Here is a 26,770-nt window from a genome sequence, read left to right on the forward strand (position 1 = left end):
CGACGCACGACGCGGCCGCCGGTCCCCCCTCGGAAGGGGACCGGCGGCCTCGTCGTTCCGGCAGGCCGGGTCAGCCGCGCACCACGGCCTCGAAGGCGTGCAGGTACGGGTTGACCGGGCACACCTCCCGGACCTCCAGCCCGGCCTCGGTCATCAGCCGGACCATGCTCGCCTCGGAGTGCTTGGCGCCGCCGACGTTGAGCATCAGCAGGAGGTCCATCGCGGTGGTGAAGCGCATCGAGGGGCTGTCGTCGACGAGGTTCTCGACCACCACGACCCGGGCGCCCGGGCGGGCCGCGGCGACCACGTTCGCCAGCGTGCGGCGGGTGCTCGCGTCGTCCCACTCCAGGATGTTCTTGATGATGTAGAGGTCCGCGACGACCGGGATCGCCTCCCGGCAGTCACCGGGGACCAGCCGGGCCCGGTCGGCGAACGCGCCGCCCTCGCGCAGCCGGGCGTCGGCGCCCGCGACCACCTTGGGCAGGTCCAGCAGGGTGCCGTGCAGCGACGGGTGCTTCTCCAGCAGGCTGGCGAGGACGTGGCCCTGGCCGCCGCCGATGTCGACCACCGCGTCGATCCCGGTGAGGTCGAGGTAGGCCGCGAAGTCGGCGGCGGACTGCCGGCTGGAGGTGGTCATCGCCTTGTCGAAGACCTTGGCGGACTCGCCCGCGTCGCTGTGCAGGTAGTCGAAGAACTCCTTGCCGAACAGCTCGGGGAAGACGTTGCGGCCGGAGCGCACCGCCTCGTCCAGCTTCGGCCAGGCCTCCCACGTCCACGGCTCGGTGCACCACAGGGAGATGTAGCGGAGGCTGTTCGGCGCGTCCTCTCGCAGCAGCCGGGACATGTCGGTGTGGGTGAAGCGGTCGCCGTCGAGCTCCTCGAAGATGCCGTAGCAGGTGAGGGCGCGCAGCAGGCGGCGCAGCTGGCGGGGCTCGGTGCCGAGCTCGGCGGCGAGGTCGGTGACGGGGGTGGGGGTGTCGCCGAGCTTGTCGGCGACACCGAGCCGGGCGGCCGCGCGGACGGCGGCGGCGCAGGCGGCGCCGAAGACGAGCTCCCGCAGGCGCATGGCTGCCTGCGGGGTGGTGGCGGCGGGTGCGGTGGTCATGGGGCCGGGTCTCTGCTTTCTGCGGGGGGACTTGGACTGGGCTCAGGAGGGCGGGGCGAGGGCGGGACGGGGCGAGGGCGGGGCGGGCTCGGGTCCGGTCAGCAGTGGCCGGCCGGCTCGGAGACCGCGCACTGGTTGCGGGCGAAGGAGTTGTCGGTGCCGGTGTCGCGGTCGGCGAGGTCGGCCGGCCCGTTACCGAGCACGAGGTTGTCGGCGACGGTGTTGCGGGCGTTGGCCACCCCGACCACGCTGTGGACGAGCACGATGCCGCCGGAGAACGGCGAGGCGCCGACGTTGTCGCGGACCTCGTTCTCCGTCACGGCGGTCTCCTCGGCCCCGGTGAGCACGATCCCGGCGCCCTGGATGTGGTCGAGCCGGGGGTTCGGCGGGCAGTAGCGGTTGTTGGCGACGACCTGGTTGCGGGTCACGGTGAGGGCGCCGGCCCGGGGCACGCCCTCGTCGCCGACGACGAACACCCCGCCGCAGTTGCCGTGGATCCGGTTCCGCTCGACGCTCAGGTCGCGCAGCCGCCGGACGGTGACGCCGACCCGGTTGTCGGTCAGCAGGTTGGCGCTGACCAGGGTGCCGTCCGCGGAGAGGGCGCCGCCCTCGCTGTCCACCGAGTTGGCGAGGAAGACGCCGGACTGGCCGTTCCGGGTGGACTCGTTGGCGGTGATCACGCCCCGGGTCGACTTCTCCTGGCTGATGCCCTGCTGGCCGTTGTCGTGCACGAAGGTGGCGCGCACGGTCAGCCCGGTGGTGCCGGAGGCGCTGATGCCGTTCTTGCGGAAGCCGGTGACGGCGAGCGCCTCGACGGTGACGCCGGCGAGCGGCCGCTCGTCGGTGCCGGCCACGCAGAGGCCGTGGCCGGCGGTCGCGCAGGCGGCGGCGCCGTCGGCGGCGGGCACCTCGGCCGGGAGCAGCACGCTGTCCCGGCCCGCGCCGCGCAGGGTGAGGCCGGGCGTGGTGATCCGGACGCTGCCCCGGTACTCGCCGGGGAGCAGCTGCACGGTGTCGCCCGGCAGAGCCGCGTCGACGGCCTGCTGGATCGATTCGCCGGGCCGGACCAGGTGCAGCTCGCCGGCGGCGCGGGCGGGCGCGGCGCCGACGGCGGTCAGCACGGTGGTCAGGGCGGTCGTGGCGGCGGCGGTGGCCGCGGCGAGGTGGTGGACCCGTCGCGTGGGCATGAGTGGTGACCTGCTTTCTGACGCGCCGACGCGGGGGCGCGCTCGCGGGGACGTCGGCACGATGACGCGGGGTGGTCGGGAGGTGACGGCCGGTGGGTGTCGGCCGAACCGACGCTAGGGGCGGGCGGAAGGCCCCGCCACCAGGGTTGGGCTGCCGGGCTGACGGGGCGTCGGCCGGTCGGGGCACCGGCCCGGCCTGCGGTGGTGCGCCGTGCGCGTGCCATGCTCGGAGCCATGAGCACCAGCACCGCCGCAGCCGCCGCCCCCGCGGCCGACACCGTCCCGGCCGGCACCACCACCGCCGGCCCTGCAGGTCCCCGCGACCCGGCGGTCCGCAACCCGATCGGCGCTCATGTGCCGGTGGCCGGCCGCGGACTGGCCGGCACCGGCCTCGCGTACGCCGGGCGGGTGGGCGCCGAGACGGTGCAGGTGTTCGTCGCGAACCCGCGCGGCTGGGCGACGCCGACCGGCAACCCGGCGCAGGACGCGGAGTTCCGCGCGGCCTGCGCGGAACGGGCGGTCCCCGCGTACGTGCACGCGCCGTACCTCATCAACTTCGGCTCGGACAACCCGCTGACCAGGGAGCGCTCGGCCGACTCGCTGCGCCACTCGCTGCGGCGCGGACACGCGATCGGCGCGCTCGGCGTGGTGCTGCACACCGGGTCGGCGGTCGGCTCCGCCCCGGGCGGCGGCTCCCGGCGGGCCGAGGCGATGGCCCAGGTCCGCGAGGACGTGCGGCGGCTGCTGGACGAACTCGACGCGCTCGGCGAGGACGCGCCGTGGCTGCTGCTGGAGCCCACGGCCGGCCAGGGCAGCTCGCTCTGCGCGCGGATGGAGGACCTTGCCGGGTACCTGGAGGCCCTGGACGGCCACCCGAAGGTCGGGGTCTGCCTGGACACCTGCCACGCCTTCGCGGCCGGTCACGACCTGGCGGCGCCGGGCGGCGTCCGGGCGACCCTGGACGCGCTGGTCGAGGCCGCCGGACCGGGCCGGCTGCGGCTGATCCACGCCAACGACTCCGAGGACGCGGTCGGCGCCCGCAAGGACCGGCACGCCAACATCGGCGCCGGCCTGATCGGCGCCGAACCGTTCCGCGAGCTCTTCGAGCACCCGGCCACGGCCGGCGTCCCCCTGATCGTGGAGACCCCGGACCGCAAGCACGGCGGCGAGGGCGCCGGCCACACCCTCGACATCACCGCCCTGAAGCGGCTCCGCTCCCGCGCCGCGGCACCGGCCCCCGCACCCGGTGCGGCCGCGGGCCCACTGCCGGTGTGAGGGCCGGGGCCCGCCACGACGGCCGCGGCCCCGAGCCGGGTGGCTCGGGGCCGCGGGACGTGCGGAATCAGCGGGATCAGCGGGATCAGCGGGATCAGCGGGATCAGCAGGTGATGGTGCCCCTGCGGAGGGCGTGGCCCCCGGTGTTGCTGTCGTCGGACCAGTAGACGGGCTTGCTGCCGCCGACGCACTCGGCGGCGCCGGCGATCGCGAAGCCCTCGTTGTTGAGGTTGGACATGCCGGTCGGGCGGTTGAAGACGGCGGTGGTGGCGAAGGCGCCGGAGGCGTTGACCTTCAGGGTGCGGTGCTGACCGTTGCAGGTGTCGTCGCAGACCACCCACAGGCGCGAGGTCTGCGGCTCCCACTGGACCTCCATCACCCCGGCCAGGCCGGTGCTGATCGAGGCGACCTTGGTGAAGCTGCCGCTGTCCTGGAGCACGAAGCCGTGCACGGCGCCGGTGCCCTCGACCCCGACGAAGAACACTCCGCCGGTGTGGGCGGCGTACCCGGCCGGGTTGTAGGCCGCGCCGGTGGACTCGTCCTTGAAGCCGGCGGCGGTCAGCGCGCTGTCCGGCACCCAGGCGATGCCCTCCAGCCCGAGGTTGGAGCCGACCGCGGGCAGGCTCGCGGTGAGGTTCCACTCCTTGCCGGCGGTCAGCGTGCTGCCGGTGCCGCTCACGTCGTAGCGCAGGACGGACAGCCGGCTGGTGCCGGACGCGTCGCCGTTGCGCTCGCTGGAGACGAAGACGCCGCCCGCCGCCCCGGCGGAGGTGACGGTCACGCCCTCGCTGTCGGGGCTGCCGGTGCCGCCGGGGAAGCGCAGCGTCTTGCCGGAGCCCCAGCCGTTGGCCGTGTCCGGGGTCCAGCCGCCGGAGCCGTTGGGCAGCAGGCGCCAGAGCTTGCCGGAGTTCTGCGCGCCCCACAGCACGCCGCCGTCCTGGTAGAGACCGCTGAGGTCGCTCCCGAAGACGTTCGAGGCGTCGGCGGTGGCGACGGTGCTGCCGCCGGGCCAGGCCACCGGGGTGCCGCCGCCGGAGCCGCAGCTGTTGGCCGCGCCCAGGGTGAGCTGGGCCTGGGCGAAGGCACCGGTGCCGTCGGGGCAGCGGGACCAGGACGGCGCGGAGTGGGTGCTCCAGGTGAAGCTGTCGACCAGGGTGCTGCCGCCCGGCAGGTAGAGCCGGGCCTTGTCGGCGGAGCCGAGGCCGAAGGCGTTGTGGACGTCGAAGGCCTTGAACGCGCCGGCGGCGAGGGTGGTGCCGGAGGCGATCTTGTAGCTGGAGCTGTTGTCGTCGTCCTTGAGGACCCAGCCCGAGATGTCGACGGCGGAGGTGCCCTTGTTGACGAGCTCGATCGAGTCGTTGACGGATCCGGTGGTCACCACCTCGTTGATCCGGATGTCGTCGGCCGGCGCGGCGGCGGCCGGGGACGCCCCGAGCACGCCGGTGGCCAGCACGGGGCCGAGGGCGGTGGCGAGGAGGAGGGCGAGGCTGCGGCGCCGGCGCGGTGCACGCGATGCGGTCACGATGTCCGTCCTGGGGGGAAGGGCTGACAGGGCGCCACCACCGTCCCGGTAACCCGCCAACACCGCAACGCCTGCAGGCGAGCGCGGTGTGAACGACGGAAGAACCACAGCACGCCGGGACCACCCGGGCACCGTCCGCGCGCACCCGTCCCACCCGACCCACCGGACGCTCGGAGCGCGCGGCACGCCCGGGGTGACACACGGTCGGCGGCCCGCCGGTGCCGCCCGGGCTGCCGGGTCCGGGGGCCGGTGCCAGGCTGGAGCGGACGATGCCGACGCGTGGTGGCGACCCGCGCCGCCGCAGCCCCGAGAACGGTGGTCCCCCGATGAGCCCGACCCGGAGACTGGCCGAGCTGCCGTGCGGACGCCGCGGCAAGTGGGTGGTACTCGCCCTGTGGCTGGTCCTGCTGGTGGTGGCCGGCCCGCTGGCGGGCAAGCTCACCGACGTCGAGGACAACCAGGCGTCCAGTTGGCTGCCCGGCAACGCCGAGTCCACCCGGGTGCTCGACGAGCAGCGCGCCTTCCAGCCGGTGGACACCGCCCAGGCGGTGGTGGTCTACGTCCGGGACGGCGGCATCACGGCCGCCGACAAGGCCGAGGCGGCCGCGGACGCCCGCGCCTTCGCCTCCGCCCCGCACGTGGTCGGCCCGGTGACCGGGCCCGTGGAGTCCGCGGACGGCGAGGCGCTGCAGACCGTCGTGTCGGTGGACATCGGCACCGGCGGCTGGAAGGACCTCCGCCCGGCGGTGGACAGCCTGCGCGCCACCGCCGCCGAGCACAGCCTCGGCATGACCACCCATGTCACCGGTCCGGCCGGGGTCGGCGCCGACCAGGCCGAGGCCTTCGCCGGGATCGACTCCACCCTGCTCGCCGCCACCGTCGCCGTGGTGATCGTCCTGCTGCTGCTCACCTACCGCAGCCCGGTGCTGTGGATGCTGCCGCTGTTCTCCGCGGCCGGGGCGCTGGTGGTCTCCCAGGCGGTGATCTACCTGCTGGCCGACCACGCCGGACTGACCGTCAACGCGCAGAGCGCCGGCATCCTCATCGTGCTGGTGCTCGGCGCGGGGACGGACTACGCCCTGCTGCTGACCGCCCGCTACCGGGAGGAGCTGCGCCGGCACGAGGACCGGCACGAGGCGATGGCCTTCGCCCTGCACCGGGCCGGTCCGGCGATCCTCGCCTCCTCCGCGACCGTGGTCGCCTCGATGCTCTGCCTGCTGGTCGCGGAGATGAACTCGACCAGCGGCCTCGGCCCGGTCTGCGCGATCGGCGTGCTGGTGGCGCTGGCCGCGATGCTGACACTGCTGCCGGCGCTGCTGGTGATCCTCGGACGCTGGGTGTTCTGGCCGGTGAAGCCCGCCTACGGCACGCCGGAGCCGACGCGCTCCGGACGCTGGGCGCACGTCGGCGAGTGGATCGCGCGGCGGCCGCGCAGGGTGTGGATCGGCACCGGGCTGGCGCTCGCGGCCTGCTGCGTCGGGCTGGTCTCGCTGAACGCCACCGGGCTCAGCACGGCCGGCAGCTTCACCGGGACACCGGACTCGGTGGTCGGCCAGCAGGCCCTGGAGGCGCACTTCCCGGCCGGCACCGGTGCGCCGCTGAGCGTCGTCTCGGCGGCCGCCGAGAGCGGCGCGGTCCGTGAGGTGACCAGGGCGACGCCCGGGATCGCGAGCACCACGGAGCCGATGTTCCACGAGGGGCGGGCGCTGTTCCGCGCGACACTCACCGACCCGCCGGACAGCCAGGCCGCCAAGGACACCGTGGACCGGCTGCGGAGCGCCGTCCACGCCGTGCCGGACGCCGACGCCCAGGTGGGCGGTTCGACGGCGGTGATCCTGGACGCCGGCCGGGCCGCGACCTCCGACAACCGGACCGTCATCCCGCTGGTACTGGGCGTGGTGCTGGTGATCCTCGCCCTGCTGCTGCGCGCGGTCACCGCGCCGCTGGTGCTGATCGCCACCGTCGTCCTCTCCTACGCGGCGGCGCTGGGCATCAGCGCGTTCTTCTTCGAGCACGTCTTCGACTTCGAGGGGCAGGACAACGCCTTCCCGCTGTTCGTCTTCGTGTTCCTGGTGGCACTGGGGATCGACTACAACATCTTCCTGATGACCCGGGTGCGCGAGGAGGCGGCGCAGCAGGGCACCCGGCGGGGGGCGGTGGCCGGACTGGCCGCGACCGGCGGGGTGATCACCTCGGCCGGTCTGATCCTGGCCAGTACCTTCGCCGTGCTGGGCACCCTGCCGGTGGTGGGCTTCGCCGAGATCGGCTTCGCGGTGGCCCTCGGCGTGCTGCTGGACACCCTGGTGGTGCGCTCCGTCCTGGTGACCGCGCTGACCGTCGACCTGGACCGGCACATGTGGTGGCCGAGCGCGTTGTCCGGACAAGTTCCTCCGTCCGAGGACGAGTTGGCCAGACAGCTTTAAGTTACCAATGAGTTCATATGGTTATCGTTCACTGTCTGGACGAGCGTGGCCCGATCTCGCTTCACTGCGCACATGCCAACTCCCTCCACGCGCCGCCCCGGCGCGCGCCTCGCCGCGGTGTGCACCGCGGCCGCCGCCCTGCTCGCCCCGCTCGCCGCCGCGCCGAGCGCCCTCGCCGCCCCCGCGGAGGGCACCGCCGCCACCGCGCTGCCGACGGTCGCGCCGCTCAAGGTGCTGACGTACAACATCTTCCTGATGAGCAAGAGCCTCTACCCCAACTGGGGCCAGGACTACCGCGCCAAGGCCATCCCGGCCACCGGCTTCTTCCAGGGCCAGGACGTCGTGGTGCTCCAGGAGGCCTTCGACAACGCCGCCTCCGACGCCCTGGTCGCCCAGGCCTCGGCGCAGTACCCGTACCACACCCCCGTGGTCGGCCGCTCGACCAGCGGCTGGGACGCCACCTCCGGCAGCTACAGCTCCACCACGCCCGAGGACGGCGGGGTCACCCTGCTCAGCAAGTGGCCGATCCTGCGCAAGGAGCAGTACATCTTCAAGGACGCCTGCGGGGCGGACTGGTGGTCCAACAAGGGCTTCGTCTACGCCGTGCTGAACGTCAACGGCGTACGCACCCACGTGATCGGCACCCACCTCCAGTCCACCGACTCCGGCTGCTCGAACGGCCAGCCGGCCACCGTCCGGGCCGCCCAGCTCAAGGCGATGAAGGCCTTCGTCGACGCCAAGAACATCCCGGCCGCCGAGCCGATCGTGCTCGCCGGCGACCTCAACATCGACTCGCACGGCAGCGAGTACCCGTCGCTGCTGGCCAACGCGGGCGTGGCACCGGCCACCACCCGCGACGGCTGGGTCAACTCCTTCGACACCGCGGACAACTCGATCGCGGCCTACCGCTACCCCGGCGAGCCGAAGGAGGACCTCGACTACGTCCTCTACCGCGCCGACCACGCGCGCCCGGCCGCCTACACCAACTCGGTGGTCCGCTTCCACAGCGCGCCGTGGACCGTGAGCAGCTGGGGCACCAGCTACACCTACAACGACCTGTCCGACCACTACCCGGTCACGGCGGGCTGAGCCCCGGCTCCGCACGGCGGTCCACCGGGGTCAGCCGGCCCCGGTGAACCGCCGGTAGGCGGCGGCCAGCCCGGCCTCCAGCGGGCGGCCGCGCGCCGTGAGGCCGGACGGGCCCAACTCGTCCAGGGCGGTGGGTGTTCCGCCCTGCCCGGGGTCGACCGGCGGCGGCACCCGGCCGTGCCAGTAGACGTCCAGCAGCTCGGCGAGCGGCCGGTCGGCACCGCGGTCGGCGCGGATCACCGGGTCGCGCTCCGGTCCGGTCGCCGGGTGACGCTCCGGTCCGGTCAAGGGGTCGCGCTGCGGCCCGGTCACCGGGTGACGCTCCGATCCCGTCATGGGGTCATGCTCCGATCGAGTCCGCGGACAGGGTGAGCAGCTCCCGCAGCCGCTCGGCCGGGAGTTCGGCCAGCCACTGCTCGTCGGCGCCGAGCGCCGCCTCGGCCAGGGTCCGCTTGGCGGTGAGGAGTTCGTCGATCCGCTCCTCCACCGTGCCCGCGCAGACCAGCCGCCGCACCTGCACGTCGCGGCGCTGCCCGATCCGGTGCGCGCGGTCGGTGGCCTGGTCCTCGACCGCCGGATTCCACCAACGGTCCAGGTGCACCACCTGGTTGGCGGCGGTCAGATTCAGCCCGGTGCCGCCCGCCCGGAGCGACAGCAGGAACACCCGCGGCCCGTCCGGCGACTGGAAGCGCTCGACCATGGTGTCCCGGCGGGCGCGCGGCACCCCGCCGTGCAGATAGAGCACCTCCTCGCCCAGCTTCCGCCGCAGGTACGGCCGGAGCATCGCACCGAACTCGGCGTACTGGGTGAACACCAGCGCCCGGTCCCCCTCGGCCAGCGCCTCCGTCAGCAGCTCGACCAGCCGCTCCACCTTGCCCGAACGGCCCGCCACCGCCGTGCCGTCGTGCAGCAGCTGGGCCGGGTGGTTGCACACCTGCTTGAGCCGGCCGATCGCCGCCAGCACCGCGCCCTTGCGCTCGACCCCGCGCAGTCCGCCCAGCCGCTCCAGCAGATCGGTCACCACCGCCCGGTAGAGCCCGGCCTGCTCCGCGGTCAGCGAGCAGCTGACGGTGAACTCCTGCTTGGCGGGCAGGTCCCGGACGATCTGCGGATCGCTCTTGCGGCGGCGCAGCAGGAACGGACCGGTGACCCGCCGCAGCCGGGCCGCCGCGTCCACGCTGCCGGTCTGCTCGACCGGGTTGGCGAACCGCTCCCGGAACGACTCCGGACTGCCGAACAGCCCCGGGTTGGCGAAGTCGAGCACGGCGTGCAGATCGGCCAGGCGGTTCTCCACCGGGGTACCGGTGAGCGCGATCCGGGGGCCGGAGCGCAGCGAGCGCAGTGCCCTGGACTGCCGGGCCGAACGGTTCTTGATGTGCTGCGCCTCGTCGGCGACGATCCGCCGCCAGTGGATCCGGCGCAGTTCGGCGGCGTCCCGCTGGACCACGCCGTACGTGGTGATGACCAGGTCCGGGAGGCCGGCGGGGTCGGCGGGGTCGGCGGCCGGGTCGAGACCGGTGCCGGTGCCGGGCGCGGCCGGGGCGAACGCGACCGGGGCGGGCGCGGTGCGGTCGGGACCGTGGTGGACGTGCACCCGCAGACCGGGTGCGAAGGCCGCTGCCTCCCGGCGCCAGTTGCCGACCAGCGACATCGGACAGACCAGCAGCACCGGCCCGACGGCCCCGCGTTCCCGTTCCAGGGCGAGCAGCGCCAGCGTCTGCACCGTCTTGCCGAGGCCCATGTCGTCGGCCAGCACGGCTCCCAGGCCGAGCCGGCCGAGCGCGTCCAGCCAGGCCAACCCGCGCCGCTGGTACGGTCGGAGGGTGCCGGTGAAGCCCTCGGGCAGCTCCGGCACCCGGTCCGCCGGGCCCGGCCGGCCGGCCAGCAGGTCGCCGAGCGGCCCGGCCGCCCGCACCTCGGTGACCGGCAGCCCGTCCACCACCGCCCCGTCGTCCAGGGCCAGCCGCAACAGTTCGACCGGGGCCATGGTGCCGGTGCCGTGCTCGGCCAGGAACCGCACGGCGACGGCGAGCTGGTCCGGGTCGACCTCGACCCAGCGGCCGCGCAGCCGGACCAGTCCCTGCTGGGCGGCGGCGAGATCGGCCAGCTCCCGCTCGGTCAGGGTGAGGTCGCCCAGCGCGAGCCGCCACTCGAAGGCCAGCACGGCGTCCCGGTCGACCTGCGCGGTGCGCCGCACGGCCGCCGGACCGTCGGCGGGCGCGGCCGCCGTCAGGACCAGGCCGAGCCGGGGGCGGCGCTGCCACCACGCCGGCAGCAGTACGGCGAAACCGGCGGCGGTGAGCGCGGGCGCGTCCTCGCGCAGGAAGCGCAGGGCCCCGGCCCGGCCGAGCCGGGCCTCGGTGGGGAAGCTGCCGGTGAACAGGGCGCGCAGCTCCGGGGCGACCCGGACGGCGCGGGCCAGCTCCTCGTGGAACGCCTCGCCCGGATCGCCGGCCCCGGCGGGGACGGCGTCCACCAGGGCCTCCCGGGCCGGGTCGCGGGCGCCGGGGCGCAGCGAGGCGGCCGGGACCACCAGGGAGGGGCGGTCGACGGCGCGGACCAGCAGGTCCAGCCGCCAGGAGTCGGCGTCGTCCCCGGTCGTACCGGTGTCCGGGCCGACGACGGCCGGGTCGGCGTCGTGGCCGAGCGGCTCGGTGAGGCGGAAGTCGAGCCGCAGCGGCCCGTCCGCCGGGCGGGCCGCCTGCCAGACCGCCAGCCGTTCGGGCAGTCCGGCGGGCGGCGCCTGGCCGAGCCGGGCGTCGGGCGAGTACAGGGCGGCGAGGAACGGCTCGGCAGGCGGGTCGAGGTCGGCCAGGGCGACCCGGGCCTCCTGGTCGGCCAGGGCGTCCAGCACCCCGGTGAACAACGCGGCGGCGGTCGGCGGCGCGGGCGTGCCGGCCGGGTCGGCGGAGGCCGCCGCCGGGTGCTCGGCCCGGCACACCGGCGGACAGCCCGCGACCAGTGCCGCCGACTCCCGGCGGGCCGGTGCGTCCGGCGCGGGCCGCCAGCGGGCGTACCACTCCCCCGCCTCCTCGACCGGCACCGGCAGCAGCCGCCCCCGCCCGACCAGCCGCCAGGCCAGGTCGTGCACGGCGGCCAGCCAGCGCACCGAGGCCCCGTACGCCAGCTCGGCCGGTGTGCCGTCCGGCAGCTGCACGGTGGCGCCCGGCCAGTGCGGATCGTGCAGCGCGCCGAGCAGCTGGGCGGCCTGGGACCGGTCGAAGAGCAGCGCGGGCACCCGCCACGGGCTCAGCCCCACCCCGCGCGGGCCGGCCCCGACCGGCAGGTCCGGTGACGGCACCGGCCGCCCGCCGAGGCTGGGCAGCAGCAACCCCGTCCACCGCTCGCCGGCCTGTTCGGCCAGCCACCCCAGCCCCGGCCCGACCGTCCCCAGCAGCCGCGCCACCTCCCCGGCCGGGCAGGCGAACGGGTGGGCCGTACCGCCCCGGCCGGCCCGGTCGCCGGGCCGGTACGCGTCACCCCGGTAGACCGCCGCGTCCTCCGCCCAGACGGCCAGCCGGCCGTCGGCTCGCCAGAGCGCGTGCAGGGCGTACATCGGCGGGCGGCACCTCTCGACGGGACGGGTCTCCCAGCCTAGGCGCTGCCTCCGACAACGCCCGGCGGGGTCGGCGGCCGCCCGGGGGCTCGGCGGAAGGTGCGGCGCAGGTGGGCGCTCAGCGCGGCGGCGGTCGGCGCGGGGAGCCTGGCCGCCAGGTAGCCGTCCGGGCGGACGACGAACGCCTCGCCGTCGGCCGGCGCCCAGGCGGTGCGGAAGGAGCCGGCGGCGTCGCGCGCGTACGGCAGCAGCAGTCCGTCCGGCACCTCCGGGGTGTCCCCGGCCAGCACCACGTGGACGTCCAGCAGGCCGTGCGCCGCCGTGCGGGCCGCGTCGGCGAGCGCGTGCAGGTGTCCCGCCCGCGCCGCGCCGTCGGGCCCGGCGGCCGCGTACAGCAGCAGCGTGTGGTGCGGACGGGCCCGCAGCAGGTCGAACAGCCGCTGGGGGAAGGCGGTGAGCGGCCGTTCCAGTCCGGTGCAGTCGGGCGCGCGGTCGCCCGCTCGCGGTCCGGCGCCGGTGGCACCGTCCCCGCCGTCCCCACCGTCCCCGCCGTCCTCGCCGTCCGAGCCGCTGAGCGGTCCGCCCCGGTAGTTCACCAGCAGCTGGGCCTGGCGCAGCAGCACCGTGGTGGGGTCGTCGGCGTCCGCCTCGCCCCGGGCGTGCCGCACGGTCCGGCCGACCACCTCCGCCCCGACCGGGTGGCGCTCGGCGTGGTAGCTGTCGAGCAGCCCCTCGGCGGCGACGCCGCGCAGCGCGAGCGCGAGCTTCCAGGCCAGGTTCCAGGCGTCCTGCACGCCGGTGTTCATGCCCTGGGCCCCGGTGGGCGGGTGGATGTGCGCGGCGTCGCCGGCCAGGAACACCCGGCCGACCCGGTACCGGTCGGCCAGCCGGTGGCTGATCCGGAAGACCGAGGACCAGCGCAGCGCCCCCGCGGTGGCGGGACGGGGCGAGAGGCGGTCCAGCACCGCCTGGATGTCCGCCAGCCCGGGCCCCCGTCCGCCCGCCAGCCCGTGGGTGACCTCCTCGGCGGCCGAGCCGTCCGCCGCCTCCTCCGGCCCGGCCGGGACCAGCATCGACATCCGGTAGCGGCGGTGCCCCGGCAGCGGGATGCAGACGAGGACGTCGTCGGGCGTGCCGTCGCCGGTGCGGCGCAGACACCGCACGCCGTAGCCCCGGGGCAGGTCCCAGTCGACCTCGACGTCCCCGAGCATGTACCGCTCCGGGAAGGCGTCGCCCGCGAAGCCGACGCCGATCGCGCGGCGCACCCGGCTGTGCGCGCCGTCGCAGCCCAGTACGTACCGCGCGCGCAGCACGGCCGGGCCGTCCGGGGTCGCCAGTTCGGCCCGGACGTGGTCGTCGTCCCGGTCGAGGCCCTGGTCGAGTCCGAGCAGCTCGGTGCCGCGCTCGACCCGCGTCCCGAAGCCGGCCAGGTGCTCGGTGAGCAGCCGCTCGGTGGTGTCCTGCGGCAGCGCGGCGAACCGGTAGGGCACCTCGGCGGGCAGCTCCAGCTCCAGCCGCGGGCCGGGCTCGCCGTCGACGAAGGTGAGCTGGCCGAGCAGCGGCACCGCCTCGTCGAGCACCGGGCCGACCAGGCCCATCGCCTCCCACACCTCCAGGGTGCGGGGCTGGATGCCGACGGCCTTGGCGTACGGCTGGGGCTGCTCCAGCCGGTCGACGATCCGGCACCCGACGCCGCGGCGGCGCAGTTCGGCGGCGGCCGTCAGCCCGACCGGTCCGGCGCCGACGACCAGGACCTCCGTCTCGGTGTCGTCCATGAACCGTGCTCCTCGGTCCCCGAGCCGTCCCCCTCCCAGACTGCGCCGAGCGTTCGGGGCACCGCCAGTCGTGCGCCGGCGCGACGGCACGGCCACCGCCCGGCGACGGCCCCACGACGGCCCCACGGCGGGACGCCGCGAACGGTCGTGACCGGAGTTGCCGCTTTCCCTCAGCTGACCGAGTCCCGCGCCCGGTGGGGTGATTCGCTCGACACCGACGGCGCGGGGAACCGACCGCGTCGGAGGACCGATCGAGGGAGCGGTCATGGGCAAGGAGTTGTCGAAGAACGACATCGTCCGCAAGGCGCAGAGCGACTCGCGGATCCGGGCGAAGCTGGAGGTGGGGGTGGACATGTCCCTGGACGACGTGGTGCGACTGCTGCGCCAGTTCTTCCTGGGGGACGCGACCGCCGACACGATCGAGGCCGCGGCCCACGCCCTCTACCACGACTGACCGGCCCCGGGACGGCCCGCCAGTGCCCCCCGGACCCGTTCGGCGTAGCCCCCCTGATGCCTCATCTGACATGCGCGGCAAGGGATTTGCCCCTACGTTGCGTTGCGAGGGGGTCACCGAAGGAAAGGCGAACACTCCATGGCCGGCAAGTTCGAGCTGTACACCGACGACAGTGGCATGCACCGGTTCCGGCTCAAGGCGAGCAACGGGACGATCGTGGTGACCGGCGACCCGCAGGAGAACCGGGACGACTGCCTCAAGAGCATCGAGTCGATCCGCAAGCTCGCGCCCTACGCGGAGCTGAAGGAAGCGGCCGCCGGCGCGGCCTGAGCGGCTCGGTGACGTCCCGGTGACGTCTCGCTGATGCCCCAGGGAGGGCTGGACGCGGGTCGGTGGCACAATTCGCCGACCCGCGTTCGTTTGTACGACAGATCCCTTTGGCCGCCTGCACGCCGGACCCGGACAGAACACTGGCATGCGTGTCGTCATCGTCACCGAGTCCTTTCCCCCCGAGGTCAACGGCGTCGCCCACAGCGTGCTGCGGACCGCCGAGCACCTGCTCCGCCGGGGGCACCAGCCGCTCGTCGTCACCCCGGCGCCCGCGCGCGGCGCGCAGAGCCCCTCGCACACCTTCGGCGCCGGCGGCGTGCCGGACGCGCTGCCGGTGGTACGGGTGCCCTCCGTCCCGCTGCCCGGCTACCCGCAGGTCAGGATCGCGCTGCCGAGCCGCCGGCTGGCCGCCGCGATCCAGGGCCACCGGCCCGACCTGGTCCACCTGGCCAGCCCGTTCGTGCTCGGCGCGCGCGGCGCCCAGGTCGCCGCCCGGCTCGGCCTGCCGGTCGTCGCCGTCTACCAGACCGACCTGGCCGGGTACGCGCACGCCTACCGGGCCGGGCGCGGGCTCGGCGAGGCCGCCGCCTGGCACCGGATCCGCACCGTGCACGGCCTCGCCGCCCGGACCCTCGCGCCGTCCACCCCCGCCGCCCAGGACCTCACCGCGCACGGGGTCTCCCGGGTCCAGCTGTGGCCGCGCGGCGTGGACTCGGCCCGCTTCCACCCGCGCCACCGCGACGAGGCGCTGCACCGGGCGCTCGCCCCCGGCGGCGAGGTGCTGGTCGGGTACGTCGGACGGCTCGCGCCGGAGAAGCGGGTGGACCTGCTGGCCGAGACCGCGACCCTGCCCGGCGTCCGGGTGGTGATCATCGGCGACGGGCCCTCCGCGCCGGGGCTGAAGGCCGCGATGCCGGGCGCGGTCTTCCTCGGCCGGCGGACCGGCGAGGAACTGGCCCGATGTTTCGCGACCCTGGACGTGTTCGTGCACACCGGGCCGCTGGAGACCTTCTGCCAGACCATCCAGGAGGCGATGGCCAGCGGCGTCCCGGTGATCGGCCCGGCCGCCGGCGGACCGCTCGACCTGGTGGCGCACCACCGCACCGGCCTGCTCGTCCCGCCGCGCGACGGCGCGGCGGTGGCACGGGCGGTGACCGCCCTGGCCGGCGACGCGGAGCTGCGGGCAGCGTACGGGCGGGCCGGGCGGGCGGAGGTGACGGCGCGCACCTGGGAGGCGGTCGGGGACCTGCTGCTGCGGCACTACGCCGAGGTGCTGGCGGAGCACCGCGGGTCGACGGACACGGCCGGCACGGGGGTGGAGGTCGCAGGGGCTGTCCCGGCGGACGCGGCGGGGGCCGCCCCCGCCGCGAGGGCCGTCCCGCCGCCGGTCGCCGTCCCGACCACGCCTCCCGCCTCGGCGTCGACCTCACCGCCGGTCGCCCCGGCGACCGCCCCGCTGACGGAGGAACTGCCCGCATGACCACCGGCCCGCTCCGGATCGTCCGGGTGGCCAACTTCGTCACCCCCGTCTCCGGCGGACTCCGTACCGCGCTGCGCCACCTCGGCGCGGGCTACCGGGCCGCCGGGCACACCCCCGTGCTCGTGGTGCCCGGAGCGCGCCGCGCCGTGGAGGAGGACGAGCAGGGACTGGTCGTCACCCTGCCCGGCCCGGTGCTCCCCGGCAGCGGCGGCTACCGGTTGCTCACCGACCGCCGGGCGGTGGCCGCCGAACTCGAACGGCTCGCCCCCGACCGGCTCGAGGTGTCCGACCGCACCACCCTGCGCTGGACGGGCGCCTGGGCCCGGCGGCACGGTGTGCGCGCCGCGATGGTCTCGCACGAGAGCGCCGTCGGACTGCTGCGTACCTGGGGCCTGCCGGGCCCGGTCGCCGGGGCCGCCGCGAACCGGCTCAACGGCCGGACCGCCCGGTCCTACGACACGGTGATCTGCACGACGGACTGGGCCGCCGCCGAGTTCCGCCGCCTGGGCGTGCGCAACCTCGCCCGCGCCCCGCTCGGAGTGGACCTCGCCACCCTGCGCCCGCCGGACGACGACACCCGGGCCGCCGAACGTGCCCGGTACGCGGAACCGGACCAGGTGCTGCTGGTGCTCTGCTCCCGGCTCTCCACCGAGAAGCGCCCCGAGCTCGCGCTCGACGCCCTGGAGGTGCTCCGGTCCACCGGGCCGGGCCCCGGGGCGGTGCTGGCGGTGGCCGGCACCGGGCCGCTGCGCGCCCGGCTCGCGGCCTCGGCCGCGCGGCGCCGGCTGCCCGTGCACTTCCTCGGCCACCTGGCCGGGCGGGCGGCCGTCGCCCGACTGCTCGGCTGCGCGGACGTGGTGCTCGCACCGGGACCGGTGGAGACCTTCGGCCTGGCCGCGCTGGAGGCGCTCGCCTGCGGCACGCCGGTCGCGGTCAACCGGGGCTCTGCCCTGCCCGAACTGGTCGGCACCGCCGGCGTGGCCGCCGAGCCGACCGGCGCGGGGTTCGCGGCGGCGGTGCGCGAGATCCTCGCCCGCCCCGAACCGGCCCGCCGCGCCGCCGCCCGCGACCAGGCCGAACGCTACGGCTGGCCGACGGCGGTCGCGGCCTTCCTCAGCGCCCACGGCGCGGCCCCGGTCACGGCCGGCTGAGGCCGTCGGCCGCGTTCCGGACAGCAGGGCAGCCCGACAGCACGGCACCGGGACACCGGGACACCGGGACACCGGGACACCGGGACACCGGACAGCGGATCCGCACGACAGCGACAGGAACGGCCGGACCGGAGGGTCCGGGAACGGTGGGAGGTGCGATGACCACGATCGCGGCGGTGGACGGAGACGGCGGAGGCGACACCGGACCCGGTGCCGCACGGGGAGAGGCCCGCCCGGGCGGGCGGACGACCGGCGGAACGGTGCGGTTCGTCGCCCTGGGCGACTCCCTCACCGAGGGCATCGGGGACCCGATCGCCGACGGATGGCGCGGCTGGGCGGCGCTGCTCGCCCGGTCGCTGGCCCCGCCGCAGACCGGGGTCGAGTTCACCAACCTCGCGCGCAGCGGCGCGCTCACCACCGACCTCGCCGCGGAGCAACTGCCCGCGGCCCTCGCGCTGCGCCCGCGGTTCGCCGCCGTGGTGGCGGGCGGCAACGACACCCTGCGGTCCGGCTTCGACGTGGAACGCACCGCGCTGGCCCTGGACACCGTCCTCGGGCGGCTCACCGACAGCGGCGCCGTGGTGCTGACGGCCTGCCTGCCCGACCCGGGTGCCCTGCTGCGGCTGCCCCGACCGCTCGCCCGACCGCTCGCCCGGCGGATGCGCGCGGTGAACACCGTGGTGCACGCGCTCGCCGTCCGCCACCGGGCCGTCCACCTGCACCTCGCCGAGCTGCCGTGGACGGCGGAACGGCAACTGCTCAGCGTCGACCGCCTGCACCCGAGCGCCGAGGGCCACCACCTGATCGCCCGCGGCTTCCACGACCTGCTGGCCGCCACCGACCACCCGCTCGGCCCGGCCCCCGCCCCGGAACCGGCCGAACCCCCGCCCGGCACCCTGGCCGACCTCTGGTGGATGGCCACCCGCGGCACCCGCTGGGTCCTCGACCGCAGCACCGACCTCCTCCCCGGCCTGGTCGCCCTCGCCGCCGTCGAGGGCTGCGCCCGCCTGCGCGGCTCCACCGACCGCCAGGACCGCAGGATGACCGAGGCCACCACCACCGCCCTCACCGCCCTCCCCCACCCGCCCCCGCACCACCCTGCCTGACCACGGCAACGACGGGGATCGTCGGAACGGGCTCCGCCCACGCATCCTGGCGCTGTACGACCTGCGCTTCACGAACGCCGAACCGGCCCGAGCTGCCCGGGACGGCCGTCGCCCCGCCCCGTCGAAGTCGCTGCACCGGGTCACCTCCCGGCAGTGGACGGCGCTCCGGTGCAGGACGGGCTCGTTCTCCGACGGGATCGCCACGGCCGAGGGCCGCGCCCGGCTCCGCGGTCGACTCGAGGCCCAGCGGATCCGCGGGCTGCACCGTGCCGGCCACGAGATCGACGATGCGGACATTCCGCCGGTCCGCCACTGTCACGGGGTGCTGTGGCCGGCCTGACAAGAGCGCGGCGACCGACACCCGTCGACACTCACGAACACCCCGGCCGCAGCCCTCCCACCGCCACGACGCACCGGTCCCACCGGGGCGGCGGGGAACCGGGGCAGCCGGGCGCGGTGTCGTGACACGTGACCGAGTGGACACGGAGGGGGCACGGATGGCGGCGGAGGGCTGGGGTCAGGAGCTGCTGGCGGCGGCGGGGGTGCTGTTCCCGGACGGGCGGGGGCGGGTGCTGGTGGTGCGGCTGCCCTACGACCGGAAGCACCCGGTGGCGGTGCCGGGCGGGGGTTGGGACCCGGAGGACCGGTCGCCGCGGCGGACGGCGGTGCGCGAGATCGAGGAGGAGCTGGGTTTCACGCCCCGGCTGGGGCCGCTGGCCTGCCTGGACTGGACACTGGACGACGACCGGCCGCCGATCGCCGCCCACCTGTACTGGGCCGAGCCGCTGACACCCGAGCAGGCGGCGGCGTTCACGCCGGACCGGGCCGAGGTGGGCGGGTGGGCCTGGCTGACGCCGGAGCAGGCGGGCCGCGCGCTGCCGCCGCGGCTCTCCCGGCGGGTGACGGCCTGTCTGCGGGCGCCCCGCGCGGCCGGACCGCTGGAGCTGGAGGACGGTCACCCGGTCGGGCACGCCGTCGACGCACCGTCACCCGGCCCGGTGCCGGAGTACACCGGCGAGGCGGGACTGTCCGGGCTGTCCGCGCGGTGGCCGGCGTCGGCGGGCGGCCCGACGGCCGGCGACGCACCGCCACCGCTGGACCGGGCCGCCTACATCGCCGGCCGCCCGCGGATCCGGGCCAAGGCGCGGACGGTGTTCACCGACCGGCAGGGCCGGGTCCTGCTGGTACGGCTGCGGCCGTGGGAGCTCCCCGGCGGCGACGTACCGCACTGGACGCTGCCGGGCGGCGGTGTCGAGGCCGACCGGGAGCTGCCCCGGGCGGCGGCCCGGCGGGAGGTCCGGGAGGAACTGGGCTGGTCCTGCGAGCCGGGTCGGTTGCTGGCCCTGGACTGGATGCCGGGGCGGGCGGCCGATCCGGCCGCGGACAGCGACACCGCCCGCCTGGTGTTCCTGTTCGACGGGGGCACGGTGGGTGAGGAGTTGCTCTCCTCGATCGTGCTGGCCCCGGAGGAACTGGTCGAGTGGCGGCTCTGCGCGCCGGCGGAGGCGCGGGCGCTGCTGACGCCCGCGTCCTGGGCCCGGACGGCGGCCGCGCTGGCGGCGCGGAACCGGCCGGGCGGCCCGGCCGAACTGGTCGGCGGGTACCCGGCCGGTTGAGCCGTCCGGGTCGGGCCCCGGGGACGGGCGGCGTCCCGCCGGTCCCCGGGGGCCGCTCGCGGACGGCGGCGCCCCGCGGCCGACCGGACCACTGCTCGGCCCGGTCGGCCCGCTCGACACACTCGGCCCGCTCGACCAGCTCGACCGCCGGAGAGCCCGACGGCGGGTCCGGCGGCCGGGAGCCCGACGGCCGGACCGGCGCCGGTCAGACCTCCAGATCGGCCTCGATCTTGATGAGCTGGTGACGGGCCATCGCCAGGTTCGCCCGGCCCTTGTCCAGCGCCAGGTAGAGGAAGAGGCCCTTGCCGCTGCGGCCGGTGAGCGGGCGGATCAGGTGGTACTGGCTGCTGAGGGTGATGAGGATGTCCTCGATCCCGTCACCCAGGCCGAGCATGTCCATGGTGCGCATCTTGGCCCGGACCACGTCGGTGTTGCCGGCGGCGGCGACGTTGAGGTCGAAACCGCCGGGGCCGTCGAGGGTCGCCAGCGCCATGCCGCTGTTGTAGTCGACCAGGGCCGCGCCGATGGCGCCCTCGATCACGGTCATGGCCTGCTTGAGCGCGCCTGCGGCGTCGGTCATGTCACTGTCTCCAGTTCGTCGGTGGTCGGTACGCCGAAAAGTCGGTACGTCGATGGGTCGAGGTCGGTGGATCAGTAGGTCTTCAGGTCGGTAGGTCGATGAATCGGCCCGCCGGAGGCCCGGGGCGGGTGCCGGCACTCCCGGACGTCAGCACTCCCAGGTGTCAGCACTTCCGGTCAGCACTCCCGGGTCAGTACTCCCGGGCGTCCTTGGGCAGGAGCGTGTCGTTCAGGAGCGCGGTGATGCGCTGGGCGGAACGGCGGGCCTCCAGGTGCAGGCGGCCGACGTTCGCGTCCGGGTGGGCGAGGAGGGTGAGCACGCAGCTTCCTCCCGCCGCGTAGGTGGCGACGTAGCCGTGCTCACCGCGGACCAGCGACTCCCGGAACTCGCCCTGTCCGGTGCTGTCGGCGAGCCGTTGGGCCAGGCTGAGCGAGGCCGCGGTCATCGCCGCCAGGCCCGAGGGCTCGGTCCCGTGGGTGTCGTGGGCGACCAGCAGGCCGTCCACGCTGGCCACCAGACCTCCGGCGAGGTGCGGTACCCGGTGCTTGATGGCGCGGAGTTCGGCCAGCAGCTCGGTCTCCAAGGCGATCAGTTGTCTCCTTCCGACACGCTGCTTGAGCGCCCGCCTCATGGCCGTGCGGGGGGCGTCGCGGGCGGAGAGTGGTTCAAAGTCTGGCCTCCAGAAGGGTTCGGACCCGGATCAGCAGCGCTGTGTCCGGGTCGGCGGCGGTGAGCGGGAGGGCGGTGGTCCGCGGCCCGGACGCGGCCTGCGCCGGAACTGACGGAGCCGCCGGAACTGACGGAGCCGCCGGAGCGGGCGGGGCGGGCGGAGCCGACGCGTGACCGGTGAGCGCGGCGAGCGCAGCGCCGGGAACGCGCCGGTGCAGACCGCCGGGCCCCCTCGGCCCCGGTACCGCGCCGACCGTCCCGACGCCCGGCCCCGGCCCGGCCCCCGCCGCACACCCGGCTCCGGTTCCGGCCCCGGTCCCCGGCCCGACTCCGGCTCCGGCTCTGGCTCTGGCTCCGGCGAGCGGGCCGGCTCCGGTCCCGGCGAGCAGTCCGGCGGCGGCGAGGCGGCGGACGTCCGCCGTGGTGGCGAACGCGGACCGGCCCAACAGCCGGGCCAGCTCCACCGCGGTTCTCCGCCCGTCCGCGCGGTCGAGCAGCTCGTACTGGCGCCGGGTCGGCGGGCGCACCCGGCGGGCGTGGCGCCCGAGGGCCGGGGCCTGGGCGGCGGTCCGGCGCAGCGGCACGGTGTCGAGCTGGGCCGAGGGCCAGATCCGGTCGAGCAGGTGCCGCCGACGTTCGGCCTCCCGGCGGAGCCGGTGGGCGCCGACCGCGGCCACCGGGCCGAGCCAGTGCCGCATGCCCGGGGCGAAGGTCCAGGAGGCGAGGGTGGCGGGGGTGTCGAGCAGGAAGCAGGCGGCGTCGTAGAGGGTGCCGAGATGGCAGAGTTCGAGTTCGCCGCGGGTCAGTCGGCCCTGTTCGACCAGCGCCTCGCCGACCCGGGCGTACGGGCCGAAGCGGTGGACGGCCTCCTGCCAGGTGCCCGGGTCGAGCCGGCCGCTGGTGGTGAGCAGGGTGGCGAGGTCGGGGGCCCGGTCGGATTCGGCGTGGGTGACCAGGCCGTCGACGAGGTAGACGGTTCCGGCGGGGCCGCGCAGGGCGCCGGTGGCCCGTTCGGTGGCGAGCCGTTCGACGGCCGCGCCCGGGGTCCAGCCGGGGTCGACGGCGACCGGGAGCACCGGCGCCACCGGGCCGGCCGGTGGCCGGAATCCGGCCTGGGTGCCGGTGTTACGGACGGTCGCGGCGGTGCCGGTGGTGGCGGCGGTGCCGACGGTGACAGCGGTGACGGCGTGGTCGCTGGTGACGGGGTTCGTCATCCGAGCACCAGTTCCTCGGCGAGCGACTGGAGCCGGTAGCGGGCGCCGGCGAGGTTGCCCTCGGCCCGGTCCAGCCAGAGGTGCAGGACGAGCCGGCTGTCGAAGACGGTATCGATGAAGCAAAGCAGGTGGTAACTCCGGCCCGCGGTCACGATGATGTCCTGCAACGGTGCCTTGCCGTCCTCCGCCGCGGTGAAGGTGGCTCCCTCGACGGCTGCCCGGACCAGGTCGGTCGCCTCCGCCGCCGTGGTGTCGTGGTCGCCGGTCGGACTGACTCCGACGCTGCCAAGGGCGAGCCCGCTGCTCCAGTCGATCAGACCGGCGGCGCGGGCCCCGGCGATCGCCATCGCCTGGGACAGGCACTCGTCGATACCCGGCACTCGGGCTCCTTCGGAGGGGTTCGGGGAGGAAGCGGCGCAGGCCACGGCGCAGGGCGTGGCCGTCGGACGCCGACCGGACCGCCACGACGAGTGGCGGGTTCGACACGGAAGGCTACTGCCGGAACTCGTACGACGAACATTCCAATGGCATATTCACACCACAACCCGGTATTTTCAGCCATCCTTTGACGCATCGTCAGCTCGGAAGGCCCACCATCACCGCTGCCCGGACGCCCGTACGTCGTACGAACGGACGATCCACCTGGCACGGGACCTTGGCCGATTCCCGGCCACGCCGATGGGTTTCGGGCCACGGGTGCGATAGGACCGAAGACACCCCGGACCGCCGGGCCCATCGAAGACACCCCGGACCGCCGAAGACACCCCGGACCGCCGGAACCGCCCGGACCGCCGGGTCCACTCCGGCGCAGCACGAAGAAGCGGCCGCCCCCCGAGGGGGACGACCGCTTCCGTTGGAGCGCCAGGCCCGGGTTGCACGGACTCTCCCTACTGAAAGTAGGACGTGCTCTGGTAGCACCGCTGACGCCTGCTCGATCGGACCCGGTCCCCGCTTCGCGAAGATCGTTTCCTTTCGACGGGATGAACAGTAGCAGGCGATCGCACCCGGTCGGAAATCGCTTCACCGACCCCCGACGCCGGACCCCGCCCGCATTTCCGTTCACCTCTTCATTCGCATGCATGTTCGATTTCAGGCGTAGGCTGGAGCCATGAGCAGCACCGCCGCCGTCCACCGCCAGCCGTCCCTGTTCGACGACACCGGCCCGGCCGGCCCGGTCCTCGGGCCGCTGACCGGGGTGCGCCGCGAGGTCCTGGGAGCGGGCGCCTGGGTGGACGTGCTGCCCGGCTGGCTGCACGGCGCCGACCGGCTGTTCGAACAGCTGGCCGCCGAGGTGCCCTGGCGGGCCGAACGGCGTGAGATGTACGAGCGGACCGTGGACGTCCCCCGGCTGCTCGCCTCCTACCGGGAGGACGACCCGCCGCCGCACCCGGTACTGGACGCGGCCCGGGCGGCGCTGAGCGGGTACTACCGGCCCGAGCTGGGCGAGCCGTTCCGCACCCTGGGGCTCTGCTACTACCGGGACGGCCGGGACAGCGTGGCCTGGCACGGCGACCGGATCGGCCGCGGGGAGCGCGAGGACACCATGGTGGCGATCCTCTCCGTCGGCGAGCCGCGGGCCCTGCTGCTGCGCCCCCGGGGCGGCGGCGGGCCGGTGGTCCGGCACCGGCTGGGCCACGGCGACCTGCTGGTGATGGGCGGCTCCTGCCAGCGGACCTGGGAGCACGCGGTGCCCAAGACTGCCAGGCCGGCGGGGCCCCGGATCAGCGTCCAGTTCCGGCCGCGCGGCGTCTCCTGACCACGGCGTCTGGCCCGCCGGGGGCGCGTCGGGCTCGCGCGGCCGCGTCGGCCCGCCGGGGCGTCACGCCCCGGCGAGGGCCGCCCGCAGCCGGGCGATGTCCTCGGCGTCCTTGGCCCGCCGGGGCCGACGCGGGTCCCAGACCGGCATCATCCGCTTGATCTCGATCTGCGCCCCGGCGGCGACGACCGGACAGACCAGCCCGCCGAGCCGCCCCGGCGGCCCGTCCAGCATCCCGGCCGGCCAGGCCGTCCCGGCCCAGGGCCCGCCCGCCACCAGCACCCGGCCGTCCGGCGCGAGGTCCACCAGGGCGAAGCTCGACTCCAGGCCGTCCTTGACGAAGTCCAGCTGCTGCTCGGGCGGAACGCCCTCCAGCCGCGCGTACCCGAGGGCGCCGAGGCCGGCGGCGAGCGCGGCGGCGTCGGCGGCCGGGGCGAACCAGTCGATGTCCTCGTGGTCGCGGGTCGGCGCGCCGAGGAAGAAGTCCATCGCCCACCCGCCCCGCAGCCAGACACGGGTGCCGAGACGGCGGGCGAGGCCCACCGTCTCGGCGATCTGCGCGAGTTGCCCGTCGGCACGTTCCCGGTCCATGGACCCCACCTCCACGGGCCCGGACGCTACACCCGGCGCAGCCCCTCCGTCGCGGCGTTCTCCGCCGGTGGACCGACCCCGGGAGTCCTCAGTCCTTGACGGCGCCCGCCAGTCCGGAGACCAGCTTGCGCTGCACCGCGATGAAGAAGATCAGCACCGGCACGGTCATCAGCGTCGAGGCCGCCATGATGCCGCCCCAGTCGTTCTCGTCCGGCTTGAAGAACACCAGCAGCGCGGAGGGCAGGGTCTGGTTCTCGGTCGCGCTGATGATGAAGGTCTTGGCGAAGACGAAGTCGTTCCACGCCGCGATGAAGGAGAACACGCTGGTCGCGGCCAGCCCGGGGGCGACCAGCGGCAGCAGCACCGTCCAGAGGATCCTGGTCCGGCTCGCGCCGTCGATCTGCGCGGCCTCCTCGATCGACACCGGCACCGCGGCGACGAAGCCCCGCATCATCCAGATCCCGAACGGCAGCGAGAACGCCAGCTGCACCAGGATCAGCGAGGCCAGGGTGTTGAGGCCGATGCCCGGGGCGAACCGGCCCGCGTCGCGGAACATGAAGAACAGCGGGATGGTGAGCGCCTCGACCGGGATCATCTGGGCGATCAGGAACATCACCATGATGGTGGTGCGGAAGCGGAAGCGGAACCTGGTCACCGCGACCGCCGCGAGGAAGACCACCAGCGCGGAGAGCACCACCACGGACAGCGCGATCACCAGGCTGTTGACGAAGTACCGCCCGAAGCCGTCCACGCTCAGCACCTGGCGGAAGCTCTCCAGGGTGGGGTGGGCCGTCCACGGCCGGGGGTCGAGCGACTGCACTTCGCCCTTCGGCTTGAAGGCCGAGAGCACCATCCAGAAGATCGGGAAGGCGGTGACGACGGCCACCAGGAGGGCGGTGGTGTTGGCGCCGAGGCGCCAGCGGCTACGGGCGTTCACAGTTCGTTCCCCGTCCTGCGCAGCGAGCGGATGTAGAGGACGGTCGGGACGACCAGGACCAGCAGCATGATCACGCCGATGGCCGCGCCCAGCCCGTACTGGGAGGAGGCGAAGGCCTTCTGGTAGGCGTAGACGTTGAGCACGAGGTTCTGGCCGGCGATGCCGCCGCCCTCGGTCATCACGTAGATCTGGGTGAAGACCTTGAAGTCCCAGATGACCGACTGGATCACCACGATGGTCAGGATCGGCCGGAGCATCGGCGCGGTGATCCGGCGGAAGGTGGTCCAGGTGTTGGCCCCGTCCAGCGCCGCCGCCTCCAGCACCTCCGCCGGGATCGCCCTGATGCCCGCGTAGAGCGTCACCATGACGAACGGGAAGGAGTGCCAGACGACGACGGCGCCGACGATCAGGAAGGCCGTCCACTTGTCGTAGAACCAGTTGAACTCGTGGAAGCCGTCCAGACCGATGCTCACCAGGGTCTTGTTGACCAGACCGAGGTTGGTGTCGAACAGGAAGCTCCACACCGTCGATCCGGTCATCGCCGGCGCCGCCCAGGCCGCCATCGCGGCGGTGGTCAGCACCAGCCGGGGCACCCGGCCCACCCTGGTCAGCAGCACCGCGAGGGTGGCGCCGACGGCCAGGGTGGCGACCACGCAGAACGCGGCGAAACCGAGCGTCTGCGACAGCACCGACCAGAACTGCCCGTCGCTCAGGATCTTCCGGTAGTTGCCGAGGCCGACGAAGCTCGTCGGCACGCCGCCGGAGGCCTGCGCCTGCCCGAAGTCCAGGACGGACAGCAGACCGAGCTGGTAGATCGGGTAGGCGACCAGCGGGATCATGACGACCGCTGCCGGCAGCAGGAGCAGCAGTGGGGTACGGCGGCGGGGGCGGGGGGGGGGGGCCCCCCCCGCCCCCCCCCCCCCCCCCCCCCCCGGGGGGGGGGGGCCCCCCCCG

General features: G+C 75.2%; 23 protein-coding genes. 10 read left to right on the plus strand and 13 right to left on the minus strand.

The window, feature by feature from the left end; translation table 11 throughout:
• Nucleotides 1-70: 70 nt before the first annotated feature.
• Together ACIPYS_RS16685 and ACIPYS_RS16690 are read right to left on the minus strand one after the other, a co-directional pair.
• The gene (locus ACIPYS_RS16685; protein ID WP_400746824.1) at nt 71-1,105 is read right to left on the minus strand and encodes a methyltransferase; all 1,035 of its coding nucleotides are present in this window, start codon (nt 1,103-1,105) and stop codon (nt 71-73) included.
• Between the two features lie 98 nt (nt 1,106-1,203).
• Nucleotides 1,204-2,292: a nitrous oxide reductase family maturation protein NosD gene (locus tag ACIPYS_RS16690; protein ID WP_093859269.1), complete on the minus strand. Its 1,089-nt coding sequence runs from the start codon at nt 2,290-2,292 to the stop codon at nt 1,204-1,206.
• Between the two features lie 234 nt (nt 2,293-2,526).
• Between ACIPYS_RS16690 and ACIPYS_RS16695 the strand changes: the two genes are divergently transcribed.
• Nucleotides 2,527-3,567 carry a deoxyribonuclease IV gene (locus ACIPYS_RS16695; RefSeq protein WP_093859270.1) on the plus strand — a complete coding sequence of 347 codons (1,041 nt, stop codon included), beginning with the start codon at nt 2,527-2,529 and terminating at the stop codon, nt 3,565-3,567.
• A 103-nt stretch (nt 3,568-3,670) separates the two neighbouring features.
• Here ACIPYS_RS16695 and ACIPYS_RS16700 read toward each other — a convergent pair whose 3' ends face one another.
• On the minus strand, nt 3,671-5,089 hold the full coding sequence (locus ACIPYS_RS16700) for a lamin tail domain-containing protein (protein WP_400746827.1): 1,419 nt from the start codon (nt 5,087-5,089) through the stop codon (nt 3,671-3,673).
• Nucleotides 5,090-5,415: 326 nt separating this feature from the next.
• Between ACIPYS_RS16700 and ACIPYS_RS16705 the strand changes: the two genes are divergently transcribed.
• Both ACIPYS_RS16705 and sph read left to right on the plus strand, forming a co-directional pair.
• Complete coding sequence (locus ACIPYS_RS16705; RefSeq protein ID WP_400746829.1) at nt 5,416-7,512, plus strand: MMPL family transporter; 2,097 nt, start codon at nt 5,416-5,418, stop codon at nt 7,510-7,512.
• A gap of 72 nt (nt 7,513-7,584) precedes the next feature.
• Nucleotides 7,585-8,601 carry a sphingomyelin phosphodiesterase gene (gene sph, locus ACIPYS_RS16710; protein ID WP_093859273.1) on the plus strand — a complete coding sequence of 339 codons (1,017 nt, stop codon included), beginning with the start codon at nt 7,585-7,587 and terminating at the stop codon, nt 8,599-8,601.
• A gap of 30 nt (nt 8,602-8,631) precedes the next feature.
• Here sph and ACIPYS_RS16715 read toward each other — a convergent pair whose 3' ends face one another.
• The 3 genes from ACIPYS_RS16715 to ACIPYS_RS16725 are packed head-to-tail and all read right to left on the minus strand — an operon-like array spanning nt 8,632 to nt 13,932.
• Nucleotides 8,632-8,937, minus strand: coding sequence for a hypothetical protein (locus tag ACIPYS_RS16715; protein ID WP_400746832.1), 306 nt, complete (start codon nt 8,935-8,937; stop codon nt 8,632-8,634).
• A gap of 4 nt (nt 8,938-8,941) precedes the next feature.
• Nucleotides 8,942-12,157, minus strand: coding sequence for an SNF2-related protein (locus ACIPYS_RS16720; protein WP_400746834.1), 3,216 nt, complete (start codon nt 12,155-12,157; stop codon nt 8,942-8,944).
• Between the two features lie 38 nt (nt 12,158-12,195).
• Complete coding sequence (locus ACIPYS_RS16725) at nt 12,196-13,932, minus strand: FAD-dependent monooxygenase (protein WP_400746836.1); 1,737 nt, start codon at nt 13,930-13,932, stop codon at nt 12,196-12,198.
• Between the two features lie 265 nt (nt 13,933-14,197).
• Here ACIPYS_RS16725 and ACIPYS_RS16730 point away from each other — a divergent pair, with 265 nt between their 5' ends.
• The 6 genes from ACIPYS_RS16730 (at nt 14,198) to ACIPYS_RS16755 (ending at nt 20,069) form a co-directional block, all read left to right on the plus strand.
• Nucleotides 14,198-14,386 carry a hypothetical protein gene (locus ACIPYS_RS16730; protein ID WP_093859277.1) on the plus strand — a complete coding sequence of 63 codons (189 nt, stop codon included), beginning with the start codon at nt 14,198-14,200 and terminating at the stop codon, nt 14,384-14,386.
• 138 nt (nt 14,387-14,524) lie between these two features.
• The gene (locus ACIPYS_RS16735) at nt 14,525-14,716 is read left to right on the plus strand and encodes a DUF1508 domain-containing protein (protein ID WP_093859278.1); all 192 of its coding nucleotides are present in this window, start codon (nt 14,525-14,527) and stop codon (nt 14,714-14,716) included.
• A gap of 145 nt (nt 14,717-14,861) precedes the next feature.
• Entirely contained in the window at nt 14,862-16,196 is a 1,335-nt protein-coding gene (locus tag ACIPYS_RS16740) for a glycosyltransferase family 4 protein (protein WP_400746839.1), read from the plus strand.
• Nucleotides 16,193-17,347, plus strand: coding sequence for a glycosyltransferase (locus ACIPYS_RS16745; RefSeq protein WP_400746841.1), 1,155 nt, complete (start codon nt 16,193-16,195; stop codon nt 17,345-17,347). The genes ACIPYS_RS16740 and ACIPYS_RS16745 overlap by 4 nt, the downstream gene beginning before the upstream one ends.
• Nucleotides 17,348-17,505: 158 nt before the next feature.
• The gene (locus tag ACIPYS_RS16750) at nt 17,506-18,453 is read left to right on the plus strand and encodes an SGNH/GDSL hydrolase family protein (protein WP_400746843.1); all 948 of its coding nucleotides are present in this window, start codon (nt 17,506-17,508) and stop codon (nt 18,451-18,453) included.
• A gap of 497 nt (nt 18,454-18,950) precedes the next feature.
• Nucleotides 18,951-20,069, plus strand: coding sequence for an NUDIX hydrolase (locus tag ACIPYS_RS16755; protein ID WP_400746845.1), 1,119 nt, complete (start codon nt 18,951-18,953; stop codon nt 20,067-20,069).
• A gap of 205 nt (nt 20,070-20,274) precedes the next feature.
• On the opposite strand, the gene ACIPYS_RS16760 is transcribed toward ACIPYS_RS16755, so the two are convergent.
• From ACIPYS_RS16760 to ACIPYS_RS16775, 4 genes are all read right to left on the minus strand, one after another.
• Nucleotides 20,275-20,649 (minus strand): hypothetical protein, encoded by a 375-nt coding sequence (locus ACIPYS_RS16760; RefSeq protein WP_093859283.1) that lies wholly within the window; start codon nt 20,647-20,649, stop codon nt 20,275-20,277.
• 190 nt (nt 20,650-20,839) lie between these two features.
• A complete protein-coding gene (locus ACIPYS_RS16765; protein WP_369826319.1) occupies nt 20,840-21,232 on the minus strand; it encodes a roadblock/LC7 domain-containing protein in 393 nt (130 codons plus the stop codon).
• Between the two features lie 82 nt (nt 21,233-21,314).
• Nucleotides 21,315-22,532, minus strand: coding sequence for a hypothetical protein (locus ACIPYS_RS16770; RefSeq protein ID WP_400746848.1), 1,218 nt, complete (start codon nt 22,530-22,532; stop codon nt 21,315-21,317).
• A complete protein-coding gene (locus ACIPYS_RS16775; protein ID WP_093859285.1) occupies nt 22,529-22,912 on the minus strand; it encodes a hypothetical protein in 384 nt (127 codons plus the stop codon). Before ACIPYS_RS16775 ends, ACIPYS_RS16770 begins: the two co-directional genes overlap by 4 nt.
• Before the next feature lie 728 nt (nt 22,913-23,640).
• Here ACIPYS_RS16775 and ACIPYS_RS16780 point away from each other — a divergent pair.
• Nucleotides 23,641-24,288, plus strand: a complete 648-nt coding sequence (locus ACIPYS_RS16780; protein WP_093859286.1) for an alpha-ketoglutarate-dependent dioxygenase AlkB — start codon at nt 23,641-23,643, stop codon at nt 24,286-24,288.
• 63 nt (nt 24,289-24,351) lie between these two features.
• Here ACIPYS_RS16780 and ACIPYS_RS16785 read toward each other — a convergent pair whose 3' ends face one another.
• The 3 genes from ACIPYS_RS16785 to ACIPYS_RS16795 form a co-directional block, all read right to left on the minus strand.
• The gene (locus tag ACIPYS_RS16785; RefSeq protein WP_093859287.1) at nt 24,352-24,879 is read right to left on the minus strand and encodes a nucleotidyltransferase domain-containing protein; all 528 of its coding nucleotides are present in this window, start codon (nt 24,877-24,879) and stop codon (nt 24,352-24,354) included.
• 88 nt (nt 24,880-24,967) lie between these two features.
• Nucleotides 24,968-25,816, minus strand: a complete 849-nt coding sequence (locus ACIPYS_RS16790) for a carbohydrate ABC transporter permease (protein WP_030396330.1) — start codon at nt 25,814-25,816, stop codon at nt 24,968-24,970.
• The coding region (locus ACIPYS_RS16795) for a carbohydrate ABC transporter permease (protein WP_400746852.1) at nt 25,813-26,770 on the minus strand (958 nt) is incomplete at its 5' end. The genes ACIPYS_RS16790 and ACIPYS_RS16795, both read right to left, overlap by 4 nt.

It is taken from the genome of Kitasatospora sp. NPDC089913, assembly GCF_044748625.1.
Lineage (GTDB): Bacteria > Actinomycetota > Actinomycetes > Streptomycetales > Streptomycetaceae > Kitasatospora.